At 40.0% G+C, this 20,346-nt stretch carries 16 protein-coding genes and 1 tRNA gene; 8 read left to right on the top strand and 9 right to left on the bottom strand.

Annotation, left to right across the window (positions count from 1 at the left end; all coding sequences use genetic code 11):
• Positions 1-13 precede the first annotated feature (13 nt).
• Together AC13EX_RS12255 and AC13EX_RS12250 are read right to left on the bottom strand one after the other, a co-directional pair.
• Positions 14-1,069, bottom strand: coding sequence for a sugar phosphate isomerase/epimerase family protein (locus AC13EX_RS12255; RefSeq protein WP_482892896.1), 1,056 nt, complete (start codon positions 1,067-1,069; stop codon positions 14-16).
• Between the two features lie 15 nt (positions 1,070-1,084).
• Complete coding sequence (locus AC13EX_RS12250) at positions 1,085-2,251, bottom strand: Gfo/Idh/MocA family protein (protein WP_048641589.1); 1,167 nt, start codon at positions 2,249-2,251, stop codon at positions 1,085-1,087.
• A 250-nt stretch (positions 2,252-2,501) separates the two neighbouring features.
• Here AC13EX_RS12250 and AC13EX_RS12245 point away from each other — a divergent pair, with 250 nt between their 5' ends.
• The 4 genes from AC13EX_RS12245 (at position 2,502) to AC13EX_RS12230 (ending at position 7,013) form a co-directional block, all read left to right on the top strand.
• Complete coding sequence (locus tag AC13EX_RS12245; RefSeq protein WP_048641590.1) at positions 2,502-3,773, top strand: nucleoside permease; 1,272 nt, start codon at positions 2,502-2,504, stop codon at positions 3,771-3,773.
• Between the two features lie 143 nt (positions 3,774-3,916).
• On the top strand, positions 3,917-5,596 hold the full coding sequence (locus AC13EX_RS12240; protein ID WP_048641591.1) for a GMC oxidoreductase: 1,680 nt from the start codon (positions 3,917-3,919) through the stop codon (positions 5,594-5,596).
• A 26-nt stretch (positions 5,597-5,622) separates the two neighbouring features.
• Positions 5,623-6,183 (top strand): gluconate 2-dehydrogenase subunit 3 family protein, encoded by a 561-nt coding sequence (locus AC13EX_RS12235; protein WP_048644443.1) that lies wholly within the window; start codon positions 5,623-5,625, stop codon positions 6,181-6,183.
• 242 nt (positions 6,184-6,425) lie between these two features.
• Positions 6,426-7,013: a hypothetical protein gene (locus AC13EX_RS12230; RefSeq protein ID WP_240477952.1), complete on the top strand. Its 588-nt coding sequence runs from the start codon at positions 6,426-6,428 to the stop codon at positions 7,011-7,013.
• 177 nt (positions 7,014-7,190) lie between these two features.
• On the opposite strand, the gene AC13EX_RS12225 is transcribed toward AC13EX_RS12230, so the two are convergent.
• Complete coding sequence (locus AC13EX_RS12225; RefSeq protein ID WP_339713741.1) at positions 7,191-7,916, bottom strand: hypothetical protein; 726 nt, start codon at positions 7,914-7,916, stop codon at positions 7,191-7,193.
• A gap of 113 nt (positions 7,917-8,029) precedes the next feature.
• Between AC13EX_RS12225 and AC13EX_RS12220 the strand changes: the two genes are divergently transcribed.
• The 3 genes from AC13EX_RS12220 to AC13EX_RS12210 all read left to right on the top strand — a co-directional run bounded on the left by AC13EX_RS12220 (position 8,030) and on the right by AC13EX_RS12210 (position 13,062).
• A tRNA-Lys gene (locus AC13EX_RS12220) sits at positions 8,030-8,102 on the top strand.
• A 258-nt stretch (positions 8,103-8,360) separates the two neighbouring features.
• Entirely contained in the window at positions 8,361-11,567 is a 3,207-nt protein-coding gene (locus AC13EX_RS12215) for a DUF1553 domain-containing protein (RefSeq protein ID WP_482892895.1), read from the top strand.
• A 1-nt stretch (position 11,568) separates the two neighbouring features.
• Positions 11,569-13,062, top strand: coding sequence for a DUF1501 domain-containing protein (locus AC13EX_RS12210; protein ID WP_482893070.1), 1,494 nt, complete (start codon positions 11,569-11,571; stop codon positions 13,060-13,062).
• Positions 13,063-13,355: 293 nt separating this feature from the next.
• On the opposite strand, the gene AC13EX_RS12205 is transcribed toward AC13EX_RS12210, so the two are convergent.
• From AC13EX_RS12205 to AC13EX_RS12185, 5 genes are all read right to left on the bottom strand, one after another.
• Positions 13,356-14,657: a DUF2254 domain-containing protein gene (locus tag AC13EX_RS12205; RefSeq protein WP_482892894.1), complete on the bottom strand. Its 1,302-nt coding sequence runs from the start codon at positions 14,655-14,657 to the stop codon at positions 13,356-13,358.
• A gap of 228 nt (positions 14,658-14,885) precedes the next feature.
• The gene (locus AC13EX_RS12200) at positions 14,886-15,362 is read right to left on the bottom strand and encodes a DUF4199 domain-containing protein (protein WP_048641597.1); all 477 of its coding nucleotides are present in this window, start codon (positions 15,360-15,362) and stop codon (positions 14,886-14,888) included.
• A gap of 8 nt (positions 15,363-15,370) precedes the next feature.
• Entirely contained in the window at positions 15,371-15,760 is a 390-nt protein-coding gene (locus tag AC13EX_RS12195) for a VOC family protein (protein WP_048641598.1), read from the bottom strand.
• Positions 15,761-15,837: 77 nt separating this feature from the next.
• Positions 15,838-16,422: a Crp/Fnr family transcriptional regulator gene (locus tag AC13EX_RS12190; protein WP_482892893.1), complete on the bottom strand. Its 585-nt coding sequence runs from the start codon at positions 16,420-16,422 to the stop codon at positions 15,838-15,840.
• 37 nt (positions 16,423-16,459) lie between these two features.
• Positions 16,460-17,482 (bottom strand): quinone oxidoreductase family protein, encoded by a 1,023-nt coding sequence (locus AC13EX_RS12185; RefSeq protein WP_482892892.1) that lies wholly within the window; start codon positions 17,480-17,482, stop codon positions 16,460-16,462.
• 189 nt (positions 17,483-17,671) lie between these two features.
• Here AC13EX_RS12185 and AC13EX_RS12180 point away from each other — a divergent pair, with 189 nt between their 5' ends.
• On the top strand, positions 17,672-18,892 hold the full coding sequence (locus AC13EX_RS12180; RefSeq protein WP_048641601.1) for an alanine racemase: 1,221 nt from the start codon (positions 17,672-17,674) through the stop codon (positions 18,890-18,892).
• A 61-nt stretch (positions 18,893-18,953) separates the two neighbouring features.
• Here the strand turns inward: AC13EX_RS12180 and AC13EX_RS12175 are convergent, their stop codons facing one another.
• Positions 18,954-20,180 carry a cation:proton antiporter gene (locus tag AC13EX_RS12175; protein WP_048641602.1) on the bottom strand — a complete coding sequence of 409 codons (1,227 nt, stop codon included), beginning with the start codon at positions 20,178-20,180 and terminating at the stop codon, positions 18,954-18,956.
• Positions 20,181-20,346 lie beyond the last annotated feature (166 nt).

Raw genomic sequence — 20,346 nt, 5'->3', positions numbered from 1 at the left:
TGTAATAGTTAGATTAATTAATTCCCAATAATTTTTTATTTAAACCTTCATCCATTCCCGTGGATGCAAAATCATCGAAGGTTTTTTCAGTTACATGTATTATTTTGTCGCTTATAAATTTAGCTCCTTCGATTGCACCATCTTCAGGGTGCTTAATGGCACATTCCCATTCTAGGACAGCCCATCCATCAAAATCATATTGCGAAAGTTTACTAAAAATAGCGTTAAAATCAACCTGGCCATCTCCCAATGAGCGGAATCTTCCTGCTCTTTCTATCCAGCTAGAATAGCCACCATAAACACCTTGTCTCCCTGTAGGATTAAACTCTGCATCCTTAACATGAAACATTTTAATTCTGTCTTTATATATATCGATAAAATCAACATAATTGAGACACTGTAATACAAAGTGACTTGGGTCATAAAGGATATTGGCTCTTTTATGGTGATTTACCTTTTCTAAGAACAAATCAAAGGTAACGCCATCGTGCAAGTCTTCTCCAGGATGTAGTTCATAACAAACGTCTACACCATATTTATCGAATTCATCCAATATTGGCAACCATCTTTTTGCCAATTCTTCAAAACCTGTATCCACAAGTCCAGCGGGACGCTGAGGCCATGGATAAACAGTGTGCCACATTAAAGCACCACTAAAGGTACCATGGGTGGTCAAGCCAAAGTTTTTACTGGCTTTTGCGGCCATCATGAGTTGATTGGTAGCCCATTCTTGTTTGCCTTTAAGATCACCCGCTAGTTCTGCAGGAGCAAAAGCGTCAAAGAGTTCATTGTATGTAGGACTTACAGCTACGAGTTGTCCTTGTAAATGCGTAGAAAAATCAGATATTTCAACACCAGCTTCTTTTACGGTATTTTTAATTTGGTTGACATAGTCCATGTCCTCCGCTGCTTTCTTCAAGTCGATCAGTCTGGCATCCCATGTAGGGATTTGAACTGCTTTGTATCCGATGCTTGCAGCCCAGGTACAAATGTCTTTTAAATTATTAAAAGGGGCTTTATCATCTACAAACTGGGCCAAGAATAAGGCTGGTCCTTTAATGGTTTTCATAAAGATTTAGGTTATTTAAAGTTCAAATTTAGTCCATTTTTCATTAGAATTACTACTTTTTACCACATGCTCTACAAAAGCCATTCCTCTTAAGCCATCTTCAGCACCTGGAAAGTCTTCCCATTCTTTTTTCGGTGTTTCACCATTCTTTCTGGCGTAAAGGCATCGGGCAAAGTTTCTATATAAATTGGCAAAAGCTTCTAGGTAACCTTCAGGGTGTCCTCCTGGTGTTCGGACGTTTTCTGTAGCCGCTGAAGACAAGTAAGGAATATTACCTCCTGCTCTATATATCTGATCAGGTGCTTCAGGGTGACGTACTATTAAAGTATTGGCATTGTCCTGTTCCCATTCCAAACCAGCTTTCTCACCGTAGACCCTGATTTTGATGTTGTTTTCTGCGCCTGGAGCAATTTGGGTTGCCATCAAGACGCCTGATGCGCCATCTTCAAACTTCAACAATACGGCCCCATCATCATCAAGGGTTCTTCCCTCCACCACACAATTAAGATCCGCACATAATTTAGTCATTTTCAATCCACTTACGTATTCGGCAAGGTTGAATGCATGAGTTCCAATGTCTCCCATACAGTTGGCAATACCGCTTTTGCTAGGATCTGTTCTCCAGATCGCTTGCTTATAATCGGTGTTTTCCAGTTTGTTCCATAACCAACCTTGAGGGTATTCTACATAAACTTTTCTTACTTTACCTATAACACCGGTAGAAATTAAATGTTTGGCCTCCTTCACCATTGGGTAGCCGGTATAGGTATGGGTTAAGCAGAACATCAGTCCTGTTTCTTCAATGATTTTGTTCAGTTCTTTGGCTTCTTCATAGCTAAAAGTCATAGGCTTGTCTAAAACAACATGAAACCCATTCTGCAATGCCTTTTTGGTAGGATCAAAATGTACGTGGTTAGGGGTGACTATTGCCACAAAATCGATTCTTTCAGATTCGGGTAATAACAGTTCCTTTTCAAACATTTCATCGTAAGAGGCATACACCCTCTCAGATGGAAGAAAAAGTTCTTTACCTGTTTCCGCAGATTTTTCCGCACTGCTACTAAAAGCACCAGCGGCCAATTCAATGATGCCGTCCATTGCAGCGGATATTCTGTGGACAGCCCCTATGAAGGAGCCCGGTCCACCTCCGATCATCCCCATTTTAAGTTTTCTGTTACTCATTCTTTTGGTCTTTGGTTTTTTTGATTTCTATATTTCCCTTTTTTCTTTATATATTTCAATGGTTGATAATGAACCTACTATTTTTTGCAAATAGAAGAAAATATTTTTAAGAAATTGAGAAATAGTAAGCTTGCTTTCTGAAGTGATAAATTTACGTTAAATTGGCTTAAATTTTAAATTATTCTACAGATTGTTTACTAAGGGTTCTTGACTAAATTCGATCAAACTAAACGCTAACATACCAAAAACTATGACTTTAAATAATAGGTTTAAGCTTTCCCTAATGATGTTTCTTGAATTTTTTGTTTGGGGATCCTGGTACGTTACTTTAGGTACATTTTTAGGGAACAACCTTCAAGCAAATGGAAGTCAATTGGCCGCCGCATTTTCTACCCAGTCCATAGGTGCCATAGTGGCTCCTTTTGTAATTGGCTTAATAGCAGATAGGTTTTTTAATGCAGAGAAAATTTTAGGGGTATTGCATTTGTTGGGTGCGGGCTTGATGTACATGATGTTTTCATCTTATAGCTTTATCGCATTTTACCCATATGTTCTGGCTTATATGATTATATATATGCCCACTCTTGCATTGGTTAACTCCGTTTCATTTAACCAGATGAAAGATCCGGCTAAGGAATTCAGTACGATTAGAGTTTGGGGAACCGTAGGGTGGATCGCTTCAGGGTTGATGATCAGTTACTTTTTTGTGTGGGATAGTTCAGCTTCAATTGGTGAAGGAATGCTTAGAAATACCTTCTTGATGTCTTCAATTTCTTCGGTAGTTCTAGGGCTTTTTGCTTTTACACTTCCTAAAACACCTCCTGTTGTATCTCAAAAGGGGGATAAGCAATCCATTGTTGAAATACTAGGTTTAGATGCACTTAAGCTATTGAAAGACAAGGATTTTGCTATTTTCTTTCTATCCTCTATTTTGATATGTATTCCATTGGCCTTTTACTATCAAAACGCCAATCCATTTCTTTCAGAAGTTGGCCTGACCAATCCCACAGGGAAAATGACAATAGGACAGGTATCTGAGGTATTGTTTCTTCTTATGATGCCCTTCTTTTTCAAGAAATTCGGATTGAAAATTACCTTGATTGTAGGGATGGTGGCCTGGGTTGTGAGGTACGTATTTTTTGCCTTTGGTGATGCGGGTGAGGGCACCTATCTATTACTTATAGGTATTGCATTACATGGTATTTGTTACGATTTCTTCTTTGTTGCTGGTCAAATATATACAGATTCTAAAGCTGGACCCAAATACAAAAGTTCTGCTCAGGGTCTTATTACCTTGGCCACTTATGGAGTAGGAATGCTTATAGGTTTTTGGATAGCTGGAATTGTTTCTGATTCTTATTTAGAAGCAGACGGAATGCATATTTGGAAAAATATTTGGCTAATACCTTCTGGTATTGCTTTGCTGGTGACCGTTATTTTTGTTTTGTTTTTCAAAGACAAAGATTTTATCAAAGCCAATGCTGAAAGGGACAGTTTGAAGAACAATAATATCACTGAATAGTTGTGTGGGCGTATTGGCTATGAATCAGTCTATTTAGAGTATTTATAAATTGGAACAGTTGAATTCAGGAAAAAGGAAAAATTATAACATTTCTTTAATAAAATCAATATTATTGCAATACCTAAAATAAACAATTAAAGCATATGGCTAATCAAAGTTATGACGCTATTGTCGTTGGATCAGGGATCAGCGGCGGTTGGGCGGCAAAAGAATTAACGGAGAAGGGGTTAAAAGTACTTCTTCTGGAAAGGGGTCCTAACGTAGAGCACGTAAAAGATTATAAAAACGCGACCAAAGCACCTTGGGAAATACCTCATAGAGGAAGGCGTACAATCGAGATGTTGGAAAATCACCCGAATCTTAGAAGAGATTATGTTTTGAATGAGCTTAACCTTGATTGGTGGGCGCATGAGGATGATTCTCCATATGTAGAAAAAAAGCCTTTCACCTGGTTTCGTGGTTACCAAGTAGGAGGTCGTTCCTTGCTTTGGGGAAGACAAAGTTACCGTTGGTCTGATACTGATTTTGAAGCCAATGGCAAGCAAGGCATAGCAGTAGATTGGCCTATCAGGTACAAAGATCTTGCACCTTGGTACAGTTATGTGGAAAAATTTGCAGGTATTTCTGGAAACAGAGATGGTCTTGATATTCTTCCTGATGGAGAATTTATGCCTGCAATGCCTTTGAACTGTGTTGAAAAGAGTGTGGCTGACAGGGTCAAAGACCATTTTAAAGGTGCCAGAGTTATGACAAATGCTCGGATTGCCAATATTAGCCAGCCTCTTCCGGGTAGGCCTGGCTGTCAATACCGAAATAAATGTTCTCTTGGTTGTCCTTATGGTGGTTACTTTAGTACCCAATCCTCTACATTGCCAGCAGCAGTGGCTACAGGAAACCTTACATTAAGGCCTTGGTCAATTGTTACCAAAGTGCTTTATGACAAAGACAGTAAAAAAGCTACTGGAGTAGAGATACTCGATGGTGAAACAAATGAAACCATTGAATTCAATTCTAAAATTGTATTCCTTTGTGCTTCAGCATTCAATTCAGCCGCAATTTTGATGCGTTCAGCTACGGAAGTGTGGCCTGAAGGATTAGGAAGTAGTTCTGGAGAGCTTGGACATAATGTAATGGATCACCATTTCAGACTTGGTGCCAGAGGAGTAGTAGAAGGCTTTGAAGATAAATATTACTTTGGAAGAAGGCCTGGAGGATTTTATGTTCCAAGGTACAGAAACCTAGGAAACGAAAGTAGAGATTATATTAGAGGCTTTGGCTTCCAGGGTGGTGCCAGCAGACAAGGTTGGAGCAGAACCGTTGCTGAATTGGACTTTGGTGCACCTTTAAAAGCAGAACTTACAGAGCCAGGCGACTGGACTATAGGTATGACTGCTTTCGGTGAAATCCTTCCTTACCACACCAATACCATAAAGCTCAGCAAAACCGTAACCGACAAGTGGGGAATCCCTGTCTTGGAAATGGATGCAGAAATCCACGAAAATGAGAAAAAAATGAGGGTGGACATGAAAAATGATGCAGCAGAAATGCTTGAAGCTGCAGGTGTAAAAAATGTCACCACTTATGATACTGGATATACCTTCGGACAAGGTATTCATGAAATGGGTACAGCAAGAATGGGAAGAGATCCTAAATCTTCTGTTTTGAATGGCCACAATCAAGTGTGGGATGCGAAAAATGTATTTGTGACTGATGGAGCAGCAATGACTTCAGCTGCTGCACAAAACCCTTCGTTGACCTACATGGCCATGACTGCTAGGGCAGCAAGTTTCGCTGTTGAAGAATTGAAAAAAGGTAATCTGTAAACCCAAACTGAAGAGATATGAATTTTATGAATAGAAGAGAAGCACTTAAAAGTGTGGTCCTCATGATGGGAGGGACCATGGTAGGTGCTAACGTTATTTTAACTGGATGTGCTCCTGATTCACAGATTGAAGGACTTGATTTTTCTGAAGATGAATTGGCCTATATGGATGAGATCGGAGAAGCAATTATCCCTACTACGGATACTCCCGGAGCAAAAGCTGCGGGTATAGGTTCGTTTATGGCCATGATGGTGAAATCTACTTATACTGAAGAACAACAAAAATCCTTTATTAACGGTCTTAATAAGTTGAAGAGCGATTTCAAGGCGGCTAACAAAAAGGATTTTATGGATGCTACGGTAGAAGAAAGGACAAATTTCTTAAACCAAGTTAATAAAAAGGCCATGGTTCCTGCTACTGAAGACAATAAAGAGGACAAGTATATTTTAATGATAAAAGATCTGACTTTATTGGGCTATTTTACTTCGGAAATCGGCGCTACTCAAGCGCTTAGGTTTGTGGAAACCCCAGGTAGGTATGAACCTTGTATTGAATATAAAAAAGGGGATAGGGCTTGGGCTATCTAACCCTTCTTAACTAAAAAATACAAATCCCGCCTGTAATTGGCGGGATTTTTTTATGTGTATTTTTTGGAATGCTACGTGAAATTATGTATTATACATGGATAAACCATCTGTAAAACATGATATATCTAATATGCAATATTATAATTTCCTTAAACCTTTTGCTGATCTGCAATTCTGATGGGAGATTCAACAATAATGAGCTTGCAACCGAAACTCAAACTCATTTTAATTCGAACCAAAATTTGGAAAAATTTGCTACAAATAAAGTTATTCCCAATGAGATCAGGGAATTAACACTGGAAGCCCTGTCTTATTTTCCAGATTTGATTAACACAAAAATTGACTTTCAGTTCAAAAATAATATTCACGGATCTGTAATGCAGGCACAACCAAAGGTGGGTTCCTTATTTGTGCATTCAAAAGAAAACCGTGCTTACAAAATAAAAATCTCGAGGAACCTATTTCTTGAAGACAACCCTATCCCTATTGAGCAGTTGCCTGATGATGTGTTGTTGGGCTGGATAGGCCATGAGCTTGGTCATATTCAAGATTACATAGAAAGAGGCTCTATGAACTTATTGGGCTTTGGTATCAAATACTATTTGTCTAATAGTTTTGTGACAAAGGCAGAAATTGCAGCGGATAGCTATGCCGTCGCTCATGGACTTGGTGAGAAAATAATAGCTACCAAAAACTTTGTGCTTAACCATGACCAAATCCCTCTGGCCTACAAGCAAAAGATAGAAGCACTTTATTTATCTCCAGGTGAAATACTTAGTATGGTAGATCCTGAACTTGGTGAGGAGAATAATACCTTGGAAGAAGAATGAGTTCTAAGTAAAATTGTGATTAATCGGTGAAAGGTTAATAAAGAATGCGTTGTGTTACATCATTTTTTTCACTTCTCTTTTTCCTACTACCATGTAGCTTTTTACAAACTCACTGCCGTGAATGTGTTCAGCAGAGGCAGGGGCAGAGAGGCTTTGCTTGATTAATGTTTATAGCGATTAGATTTTAGAAATATCTGCTTTTCGGATATAGGCTTCTTTATTGCCCCACTGAACCTGGTACCACATGTCCTTGCTAGAAGTGATTGTTACCCGGTGCCCTGCTTCGACTCTCCTTACGAGATTTCCAGCTGCCGAAGGGCTATCCATAATTAATACTGGTCCCCCAGTTATGATTCCCGTGTCAGGCTTGTTTATGAAGTTATTACTTACGAATGCAATGACTAGAAATAGAAGGGAGGGATAATAGAACACCGTACGTTTTTTAGGAATTACAAAGACCAGGATTAAGAACACAAGCATTAGTAAAGCTGCTGTGCCAGAAATTATGGTTTTGTACTCCAACAATAACCTCAAAAATCTATCTTGGTCAGAAACCTGATAGCCTTCGAGCGAGGATTGGCCGGTCAAAGATTTTATTTTATCAATGACTTCGGGGTTGGGATTGTAATCATAATACTTCGACAAATACAGCGATGCTTTTCCATAGTCACCCAAGCCTTCAGAAATGAAGCCCATCTTTAAAAGCATTGCAGGAGAATAGGCTTCCTCTTCATAAAGTAGAGTTTCGTAGCCTTCTAAAGCCTCTTTGTATTTTTTTTCTCCAAACAAACTATCAGCAGTGATCAGGTTAGTTTTTCCCGTGGTCTGACTGTCAGCCTGATGTGAATAAAGTAATGAGAAAGCTGATAAAAAAACAAGAAAGATCCGTCTAAGATTTGGCATTTTCAATATAGTCCTTTAAATTTGCAGTCCAATTACGGGAAACTAAGGCGAAAAACCAAGTATTCTTTTGATATTAAACCTTGCAAAAGGGAGGTCATATAATTGGGAATTTTGATTCTGTAGCTCAGCTGGTAGAGCATAACACTTTTAATGTTAGGGTCCTGGGTTCGAACCCCAGCGGGATCACATCAAAACAAAAAAAACCTGTTCATTTGAACAGGTTTTTTGTTTTACAGTCCCCTGTTCAAGAATTTTAAGGTAAGTCAGGCAGTGTTCTAGTTTTTTTTTTGCTTTAAGAAAATAATGACCATCTCATATATATTCTATTTAATGAATTTGGCCTAGTTTTTAATTGACTCATTCTATGATATCTTCAAAAAATATGGGAATTGGGTGAAATTTCGGTTAAATTTATTTTGACAATAAATTAACCTAGGTAAGACAATGTTTCGCAGATTGATTTTTATATTTCTGGTGATCACGGGATTGTCCTGTAAGCCCAATTTACCTGATCCAATAGCTCAGGCAATGGAAGAACTTCCAGAGCAGGTGGATTTTAATATCCATGTTAAACCTATCCTTTCAGACAATTGCTTCTCTTGCCACGGCCCTGATGAAGCTGCCAGAGAAGCGGGAATGAGGCTGGACCTTCCTGATGCTGCCTATGCAGCGACCGAGGAAAGTGGGAAAATACCTTTAACCCCAGGAAAATTAAACCAAAGTGAAGTCTTTCACCGGATCATTTCTGAAGATCCAGATTACCTGATGCCTACGCCTGAGTCTCACCTCACCTTAACCAATAGACAAAAGGCAATACTTATTAAATGGATTCAATCCGGAGCAAAGTACCAACCTCATTGGGCTTTTATTACTCCTAAATTACCTGCACTTCCTGCTCCTAAAATTAAAGATTGGTCCAATCAACCCATTGACCTGTTTATTGGTCAAAAACTCGTGGAACATGGACTTGAACCTTCTCCATCTGCCTCCAAAGAATTGCTCCTTAGAAGATTGAGCCTGGATGTAACCGGTTTGCCTCCAAGTTTAGAAGAATTGGATGCCTTTATAGCGGATGATTCAGAAAATGCCTATGAGAAGCAAGTTGATCGTTTGCTAAGCTCACCACATTATGGTGAACAAATGGCGATGTTTTGGATGGACTTGTCAAGGTTTGCAGATACCCACGGATACACCGTCGATAGGTTTAGAGACATGTCTCCATGGAGGGATTGGGTGATAGAGGCTTACAACCAAAACATGCCCTATGACCAATTCATTATAGAACAGCTGGCAGGAGATCAACTTCCCAATCCTACTAAAAAGCAAAAGCTTGCGACGGCTTTCAACCGAATACATCCCCAAAATATGGAGGGAGGAATCGTTCAGGAAGAATTTAGGGTAGAATATGTTGCAGACAGGACCAATACACTTGGCAAGGCCTTTATGGCCCTAAGTCTGGAATGTGCAAGATGCCATGACCATAAATTTGATCCGGTAAGTCAAAAAGAATATTTTCAGTTAAGTAGCTTTTTCAATCAGGTAGATGAAGCAGGGCAAATTTCCTGGGACAATGCCATGCCTGTTCCTACCATGCTTTGGACGGATGAAGAAAAAGACAAACTGTTGAAGATGTTAAAGAATGACATTGCCAAGGCAGAAGTTGCCTTGGTAAACATCAAAAAAGAAGAACAGGCCAATCTTGAAAGCTGGATAAACAATCAGTCTTATAAAAACACCCGCTTTTACATTCCATCCAAATCACTAATTGCCCATTTTGACTTCGATAAGCTCCCTATTCAGGACAGAATAAAGCCAACTGTTCAAGGCATTATGGAAGGTATTGGAGAAAAAAGTAGGCAACCCGATTTGGTAGAAGGGTATAAAGGAAAAGCAGCCACGCTCAATGGGGATAGTTGGTTGAAAATGGGAGGCGTTGGTAGTTTTTCGAAAGACCAGGCTTTTAGTGTAGGGATTTGGGTAAATATTCCTGCAAATCTTGAAAATGGGGTCATCTTTCATACTGGCAACGGTGCTGTATTGTTCAATAGAAGAGGTTACCATTTGTATTTAAAGGAGAACAGGCTGGAAATGATACTCGCACACACGGCTCCTTATAACGTCATTAGTAACCATACCCTGGAAGATATACCAAGAGACGAATGGGTTCATCTGTTGATGACCTATGATGGCTCTTCCAAAGCAAAAGGAATAAAAACCTATGCCAATGGGAAGTTAATGGCCAGCGAAATGTCCAGAGATAATTTGTATAAAGACATTCTATTTGATGGTAATGACCAACCAGGCATTCAGTTGGGCGCTGTTTGGAGAGGAAGAGGATTGAAAGGAGCCGCTGTTGATGAACTTACGATATTCAATAAAGAATTGTCGCCTTTGGAAATATTGGAATGGATTCAACCAGATCTATTGGCACAAACGTTGAAAAAGAGTGCTAAAGATTTAAATGCTGAAGAAAGACTTTCCTTAGAAACTTTCTACTGGAACAACATCTCCCCCAATTATCAAAGCCAATTAAAAAAACTAGAAGCCGCTCGATCTGAACATTCTGCTGCTGTAGAGCCGATACAAGAGGTGATGGTCATGGATGACATGAATCCAAAAAGGAATACCTATATATTGGAGCGCGGGGAGTATGCTGCACACGGGGAAGAGGTAGATCCCAACACGCCGACCTCTATTCTTCCCATGCCCGAAGATTATCCAAAAAACCGACTTGGTCTTGCGCGCTGGTTGGTAAATGACAAACATCCGCTTACGGCGAGGGTGGCAGTTAACCGTCTTTGGCAGCAGTTTTTTGGTAGAGGATTGGTAGCCACTTCTTCGGATTTTGGTAATCAGGGAGAAATGCCAAGCCATCCGGAATTGCTGGATTGGCTGGCCGTTACTTTCAGAGAATCGGGTTGGGATGTGAAAAAAATGCAGAAAATGATCCTTATGTCTGCCACTTACAGACAATCCTCACTGGCAAGTAAAGAACTTCAGGAAAAAGATTATGACAATATTTGGTTGGCAAGAGGTCCATCAGGTAGGATGCCTGGGGAGATGATTCGTGACAACGCCCTTTATGCGAGCAATATGCTTGGCAAAGCTTTGGGGGGACCAAGTGTCAAACCTTATCAGCCGGATGGCTTGTGGTCTGTAAATGGTGGGCAATACGTAGAGGATACTGGGGAGAACCTATTCAGAAGAAGTTTATACACCTTATGGAAAAGATCTGTTCCCAATCCTACTTTGCACATATTCGATGCTCCAGAAAGGTCTGAGGCTACAATTAAAAGGCAAGAAACAAATACCCCACTTCAAGCATTGGTATTGATGAATGATCCTATTTATGTGGAAATTGCTAAGGTCATGGGCATGCAGATTGCCACCCAGCAAGATACGAGCAAGGCTATTCAAGATGCTTTTCGAAAACTCACCGGAAGGTTTCCAAAAGAACAGGAATTGGCACTTTTGCTAGATTTAAGAGAAATAGAGCTAAAAAAGTTTAAAGAAGCACCAGAGAAAATGGATGGATGGCTCAATAAGGGGTCTTATCCTATCGAAGAAAAGCCGGACAGGTACCAGTGGGCTGCAAATACAGTTGTGGCCAGCGCTATTCTTAACGCGGATGCTACCATTACCAAAAGATAATATGTGCAATCACCATAAAAATAATCGCTTTCAAGCCTACCCAGACCTTCACGAGCTGGAGAAAAAAATAGACCGTAGGCATTTTCTTACCAAAACGGCCATGGGCATGGGGGGACTGGCTTTGGCCTCCTTATTTTCTGATGATGGGTTGATGGCTAAAGACATGGATTCTAGTTTGGGGACAGCCCTGCCAGGGCTTCCTCACCATGCGCCAAAGGCAAAAAGGATTATTTATCTCTTTCAAAGTGGAGGTCCTTCGCAATTGGATCTTTTTGATTACAAACCAGGCTTAAGCGATATGCACGGCAAAGACCTTCCCGAGTCCATTAGGGGAGGACAGCGACTTACAGGTATGAGTGCCAATCAAAGTATTTTTCCCGTGGCGCAGTCCAATTTTAAATTTCAGCAATACGGAAAAAGCCGAACCTGGGTGAGTGAGTTAATGCCCCATACGGCAGAGGTGGTGGATGAACTTTGCTTTATCAAATCCATGATCACTGAGCAAATAAATCATGATCCAGCCATAACCTTTATGCAAACCGGTCATCAGTTGCCCGGAAGACCCTCTATGGGTGCCTGGCTTTCTTACGGATTGGGTTCCGAAAATCAAAACTTACCAGGCTTTGTGGTCTTGGTGTCCAAAAATGCGGTTAGGGATCAACCTCTGTATGCCAGACTTTGGGGCAATGGCTTTCTGCCTTCCCAGCATCAAGGCGTACAATTCAGGTCAGGTAAAGATCCTGTGCTCTTCTTGAGCAACCCGGAGAACTATGACGGACATGATCGAAAGGAAATGTTGGATTACCTCAAGGACTTAAATGGCATCCAGTTTGATACCTATGGTGATCCTGAGATCAATGCCAGAATTGCCCAGTACGAAATGGCCTTCCGTATGCAAACTTCTGTTCCTGAAGTATCGGACATGACCGATGAGCCGGATTGGGTATTTGATTTGTATGGTGAAGAAAGTCGTGATCCCGGAACCTATGCTGCCAATTGTCTTTTGGCAAGGAAGCTGATAGAGAAAGATGTGAAGTTCGTCCAGCTTTACCATCAGGGTTGGGACCAACATGGAAACCTTCCAGGTGGAATAAAGAACCAATGCGCAAAAACCGATCAGGCCACCGCGGCCCTGATTAAGGACCTTAAACAAAGAGGCTTGCTCGAGGACACCCTGGTAGTTTGGGGTGGAGAGTTTGGGAGAACAGTTTACAGCCAGGGAACCCTTACAGCCGATAATTATGGAAGGGACCATCATCCACGTTGCTTTACCATGTGGATGGCGGGTGCAGGAGTGAAGCCTGGGTTTACTTATGGAGCTACGGATGATTTTGGATACAATGTGATCCAAGACCCAGTGCATGTGCATGATTTTCATGCAAGTTTAATGCATCTATTCGGAGTGGATCACGAAAAACTCATCTTTAAACACCAGGGCAGAAGGTACCGCCTTACCGATGTGGCAGGGAATGTGGTCAATGACCTGTTTACATAATTTTTGGACGAAAAAAAATATATAGCTTACGACATAACTTTGTCTCGACTTATAGGTAGAAACCTAACCTGGGGCCAAAGTAATGCCCCCTCTTTTTAAAAAATTGATTGTAATAAACTGCCCCCCTGAATTCCTATACTCCATTTGTTGTTAAATTCCTTCCGCAAACTAAATTGAGCAGGAAAAGTTATGACTTGAGAATAATCGTCTACATTAAAAAACCAAACCTACTGTTTTTTGGTATTACATTAGGTTCCAACCAAAACGGGAAAGCTTATGAGATAAATAGGGTGTTACTTTTGAATAGCATCAAATCGTTTTTGTAGATCCTCAAGGTCATTCTTTTCATCAATTGAGCGTTCGGCCAAGCTAAGGATCATTTCAGCATGCTTTTTTATCACTTGCTTGTGTTGCTGGTCCACTGCAAAATCATGAAGTGTGGCCATGGCTTCCATCAAGTGGATTATTACAGGAGGGTTAGCCTTTGAGTATTGTCTAATAGCATTGTATGCGGCCCCCATCATTCCTTCAAAAGTCAATGCATTGGCGTAGATTCTCAACCTATTCTGTTCTCCAACTCTATAAGGTGAAGGAAACTTTACCGTGGTCAGGTAAGCCATGGTATTGCTTAGGTTGTCAATACAGGCGATGGCTGTATAAGGGTCATTTATACCCGGTGACAGCGCCCTGGCAGCTATTTCCACCATCTGGTGGATGGCATGCTCTGCATCCTGTTGGGAGGTGCGTGTTCTGCCGGTTAGGAAGTTGTCTTTTAGAGGTTCCAGCTCTTCTTCAGACAAGTTTTTATGAGAATAAACCTTTCCTATTTCTCTGTCTATAAATAAATAGTCTCCGGGGCGAAAATAAAGCTCAAGAAAAAGGTCTTCACCGGAAACGTGTTCCATTAACTTTTCAGGATCCACATATTGTAAATAGCCTTCTTTATTGCTTTTCAGAGGCTTTGAATAGGTAAATCCGGCCTTAATTTTTTCTAAGTCAAAAGAGAAAGTTGCCGCATCACCGATTTGTTCCGGGAAAAGGATTTTTAAATTCTGAGAAAGATTTTTGGAGATTTTGTCAATAATATTGTCCGCTTGAATGCTATTGGCTACATGATGTATAAAAATAATTAGCAATACGATATTGCCTATGGTCATCAATAAGGCAAAAAACACGGAAATGATAGGTGTAAATTCCAGTTGATCGGTATCTTTCACTGTATTGAGCACAATCAAGCAGTAAATGTACAAGGATACGTAAGTCCCTAATACCGTCTGATTGATCCGGTCATACATGAAATTCTTTATTAGCCTCGGGCCAAATTGACTGCTTGCCAGTGTGAGGGCTACCAGCGTAATGGAGAAGACAGTTCCTGCCACTCCAATCATTGCACCTGCTATTGTAGAGAGAATATCCTTAGCGGCATTTGGACTGCTGGGGAACAAATATTTCCAGCCACCTTTGGGCTCAAATCCATGCGTGTTATCCAGATAAACTAGCCAGAATGGTAGGGCGATACCAAGAGCAATAATCAAAACAGGTACAAACCAAAAAGTAGACTTGAGTTTAGACCACCAGAAAAATAATTTTTTCATACAAAACCTTTTGTGTAACTGAATTCAAGTTACCAAATAACCCTCAATTTCCTACGAAAAAAATCTTCAAGAGGAATACACGCATTTTTTAGAAAGAAGCTGATTTCATGTGGTCCTTAAAGGGCTACCAATCAATTCATCAATATTTACGCTATAGAAGGGGAGGGATTCACTGGGTTTTGGCGGCATTGTTGCCTTTTTTTCTGCAACAATGCTGACAAAATCAACCTATTTTTTCACCGTAAAGGCAGCCACTATGCCCGAAGTAACAATGCCCATGATTGGAGCTCCCAATACACTTTGAATCATGTAGCTCTTAAAATTAAAATAATCATTGGCCTCCTGCAGGGTCATTTTATCATTTTCTACGGCATAGGCGATAACATTTTCAAAATACTGTGGGGTAATGAAAGAAAGGGTTATCCACTGAGTCAAAGGGGTAAGGATGGTCACCGCCAAGGTAATTAATAAACCTGTTTTGAACCCCTGCCAATAGGTCATTTTTCCCTGATAATAAACACGGCGTTTTTCCAACAAGGCAAAAACGTAAATGGCGATCGCGGGAATGGCAATTAAATTGGTATAGGTGGCATGATGAGCAATTAAGTCATCATGCAAACCCACAGATCGTTCTATAAACATCCAAAGAAGCATCATTATGGAGAAAATCAATCCCCATTTGATCTCAAGACTATATTCTTTCATGGTTTGTTTTATTTCATTGAGTACAATCCAAAAGTATTTCCTTCAGGGTCCATACAAATAGCGCAAAAGCCATGTTCACCTATCTGGAACTTTGGCTGAAGCACTTTGCCCCCTGCTGTTTCCACTCTGCTTTGTTCATCGGCACAGTCTTCACAGGAGAAGTAAATCAATGTTCCTCCGGTACCGGGTTTCATTTCACTCGACTTTACCAAGGCACCAGAGGAATTTATAGCTCCATCTACATAAGGAAAGGCGACCATTCTTAGGTCTTCCATTCCTCCTGGAACTTGCATGTCTTCAAGTTTTTTATTCAGTACGGTTGAATAAAAGGTCTTTGCCTTATCCATGTCTTCTACATAGATTTCAAACCAGTTAACGGGGTTTACATTTGAGCTCATAATTCGTTTTTTTTTTTAGATTTATATGGAAAAGTATATAATATAGCAAAAAAATTTCTTGTCTTATGACAAGAAATTCAAACTTCTTTAGTGACCTCGTTTCTAATTCTGCTTAAAGAGGTATCCGTAACGCCCAAATAAGTGGCTATCTGCTTCAACGGAGCCTGTTGGATAATCAAAGGTTGCTCCCTTTGAAGTCTTAAATACCTATCCTTGGCGGAATCCGTGATCATATGCAGGGATCTCAGGTTGTTTTCAAGAAGAGAGTTGGACATCCATGTTCTTCCCCATTCTGCAAAACCGGGGACGGATTCAAATAAAGCTTCAAAATCTTTAAAGTCTATTTTCCAGCATACGCAAGGAGTTACTGCTGCAATGTTTTCTTTTGTTGGAACTCTTAGGAATAAAGAGGCCACCTCGATGATTACGTTGCCTGGGCTGAAAAAGCTGGTAGTGATGTCTTTGCCAGAACTATTAACAGCAAAGGCCCTGGCTAGGCCGGACTCCATGCAGTAGTAGGCATTGGATTGTTGACCTTCGCTTAGAATGGCTTCACCCTTTTCAAAATGAACCCTATGGTGTGCTGCAAAAATGTCCTCACAGGCCCCTGAATTTAACTGAGGATGCTGGTAGATGGATTTAAGTATTGAAGATGGATTCATGAGAGACCTGATTTGAAATTTTGCTTACACCCATGATTTACCAATGCACATAAATCTTGCCTGTACTTTTTCCCGATTCTAAAGCCATATGTGCCTCTGCTAGTTTTTCAATTGGGAATGCTCCACCCACTTTCGGCGCAATTTCTTTATTGTTGTACAATTCAATAAGTTCCTTCAGGCAGGTTCCTATTACGTCTACTTTATGATCTGCAAAACGCAACATGTTTACCCCAATAAGAGCCTGGGCTTTCATCATCATAAATAGGGGGCTTACGAAACCGGTTTTGAGCAAAAAGGATACATCATTGAGCAGATTGTTCTTTTTCCCACTTCTGGCAGCACCACCGAAACAAAAAAGTTTGCCACCATAAGCGAGCAATTTAAGGTCATTTTTAAAACTATTGCCTGCCACGGCATTGAAAATATGGTCTACTGGGCGTTTACCCAAGTTTTTGATAATCCATTTTTTGTAGTCTGTTTGAGTATAGTTTATGGGATAATCTACCTTTAAAGCTTTCAGGTACTCCATTTTTTCATCCGAACTACAAAGTCCAATTACTTTTACTCCTTTTAACTGGCAAAGCTGAGTCAGCGCTGTGCCCACACCACCAGCACAAGCGTGTACGAGGGCTATTTCACCTTTGCGCATTTGCTGGAAATAATGGGTCATATAATAAGCGGTGCAATATTGTGTGGCCAGCGCACAGGCTTCTCCCCCTGAAATTTCTTCTGAAATCACACCCAATGCCCTGTAGTCTGCAACAGCCTCAGTAGCATATCCACTAAATCTAGTAAAGGCCACCACTCGTTTACCCATTAAAGATTTCGGTGCCTCAGCACCTGTTTTTATCACTTTTCCTACTACTTCATAGCCTGGTACAAATGGAATTTTGGGTGCTTCCTTATAAAGGCCATTTCTAGCCATTACGTCTGCATAATTCAAACCAAAGCCCTCTACCTCAATACACACTTCATTGGCTTTGGGAACTGGTGAATTAACTTCCTGAATTTTAAAAGCTTCATCAGCATGCCCATATTTTATTATTGTTGCCTGTTTCATTCGGAAGGTTTGTTTTGACCGTATGAATATACAATTTTTATCCAATTCTAGATGTACGGTTTTATTAGAACCTGTTGATGGTTTTCCTTCACAAAATTTATGTCAATGGATTAGTCGCCAAAAGTGATTGAATCAATTGTTATACCAACAATAATCAATATTTTTAACCTTTGTAAAACCACTAATAATATGAAAAACCACTTCAACCGCAGAAAATTTCTTCAATATTCAGGCATGGCAGGTACTGCAGCCTTATTACCAGGCAATGCAATTTCAAAGTCTGAACCTCTATTCCCCGAAAATGAAATAGGCCTTTCAAAATTTGAATTGGAAACGCCCTCATTGTGTCTGGATCTTGACATAATGGAATCCAACCTTAAAAAGGTGCATGAAAACCTACAAGGAACAGGGATTGGTGTAAGGCCACATACAAAGACACATAAATGTCCGGCAATTGCTAAAATGCAGATGGATGCCGGGGCCATTGGTATTTGTACTGCCAAATTATCAGAGTCTCAAGTCATGTTGGAAAATGGTATTTCTGAAGTCCTGATGACAGGGGTAAATATCAGCTCTTCTAAAATTAGGAAGGCAATGCAATTACGGAAAAGACATTCCGGTTTTATTCAAGCAGTAGACAATAAACAAAATGCCAGAGACCTACAAGATGCTGCCAAGGAAGCAGGAATCATCGCTGATGTAGTTGTAGATTTGGATGTTATCCGTCGGTCAGGAGTTCCTACAGGTCTTCCGGCCCTTGAATTGGCGCAATTGGTTGACCAACTTTCTAATTTAAGGTTTAAAGGTATACTCGCTTATGATGGTGGGGCACAACATATTAAGGGGTATCAAAAAAGGTTAGAGAGAACCGTCCAAACTTTTGAACCAGTTTCAGCGACCTATGAAAGTATGATACAATCTGGCTTGAATGTTGAAATCTTCAGTGGGGCAGGGACAGGTACCTACAATATGATGGGAGATGTACCTGGGTTTACTGATGTTCAAGTTGGTAGTTATTTGTTTATGGATACCCAATACATGGTCATTGGCAGTAAGGGGAATGAAAACCTTTACGACGATTTTGATCCTTCGCTTACAGTACTCGCAACTGTGATTAACAACAATCATCCCAATAGATTAATTACAGACTCGGGCGCAAAGTCCTTGTCCATTAATAAACCTAGTGGGATGGTGATTGGAGAACCAGGCTTTAGCTATAACGCAGGGTCAGATGAATACGGAACCGTTACTTTTGAAAAGGCCAATAGAGCCTACAAGACTGGAGATTTACTGGAAATAATTGTTCCACATTGTGACCCCGTTGTTAACTTATATGATCGAATATATGGGATTCGAAAAGGGAAAGTAGAAAGTATACTGCCAATAATGGCAAGGGGGCATTCTCGATAGCAAAAAAAAACTTATGACCACAAGATAGGATACAGGTAAACTATTTTGTGGTCATGAGAACTCAATTTTCTAAGCTTACTTTTTGCGGACTACCGTTATTTCCTTTGTCATCTTCTTCTTTACTAACCACAGGTTTTGAAGTCCACATGCCAAGCATCATGGCGAAAGAAGTCAATATAATTACTTGAATGATCAATGAATCGTTGATTATAGATACTGACATTGCCACTGGAACACTCAGGTACAACAAGATAGTTACCAAACCTCTTGGAGAGATAAACATCAAAGGCAGGAGGTTTATTTTAAAAACCTTTAACACAAGGGCTCTAAGTAGGAATATTCCGGCGGTGATGGAAATGGACCAAATTAGTGTCTCCGAATTGAAAAGTTCATTGGTTTCGATTAGAAATCCGAATACAAGGAAGAAGAGGGTTCTTATCAAAAAGGTGAGTTCCATGGTCAACTCTTTGAATTTTTTAATTTCTTTTTTGAAGCTTTTGGTATGTAATTTTTTAACAACTACGCTTTGTTTCAACTGGTTGAGATTACCAATAAAGAGTCCAAAAAGAAGTATAAAGATAAGAGCAGGTAAATGGTAAAGTTCAGACACTGCAAAAATCAGCACGATCATTAAAATAATCGGGGCAAATTTAACAGGGTGTTTGATACGACTTAGCAAAAAAGCCAGCATTATGGTGGCAAAGAAGGTGACGATTAATATCATGACGATCTCCCCAAAGAAAAGGCCTAGGGTTTTTACATTCATGATCTTCTTTTCAAGTAGAAAATTGAAAAGAAGCACCCCGAAAATATCAGAAACACTACTCTCGTACGTTACAAATTCACGGTTCTCAGTCCTTAAATTTTGAACAGAGGGGATGGCAATGGCACTGCTTATTATGGCAAATGGTATGGCGTTAAGCAAAGCAGTCTTAAATTCTACATCTCCAAAATATTGAATAGCATAGGCAAGACTAAAACTAATAACGACAACAGGAATAATGGCGACTAAAATTGTTTTACCAACAAATGATAATTTAGAAGTATCAAAATCAAGTTCTAGTGCACCCTCTAAAACGATCAATACCAGTCCGATAGTACCTAAAAATGGCAATACTGTGGTAAGGTCCGGAATGTCTAAATCAAAAAAGACTGCTGCTTGGTTTGCTGACCAACCCATTGCAAATAATAAAATCACTGGCGGGATTTTTGTTTTAGCAGAAGTAATGTCAAAAAAGTACGCAAAGAGCATTAAAGCACAAAGTACAATGATAATGGGTAGGGCCATAGATGGTTGGTTTAAGTTTAGGGGGTTTTCGCCTATTTCTGATTAATCAAAACCCTGTATTTCCTCATTAATTTAAAGTATGCCAAATATAAAATTACAATAAAGTCTGTCAAGTTAAAAGTTTAGCTTTTATTAAAGCTTAAATTTTTCTTAATTTAAGACTGTT

The sequence above is a fragment of the Cyclobacterium sp. L-R genome (assembly GCF_056859355.1).
Note: the sequence above shows the minus strand (reverse complement) of the source record. Positions and strands in the feature narration are given on the sequence as shown.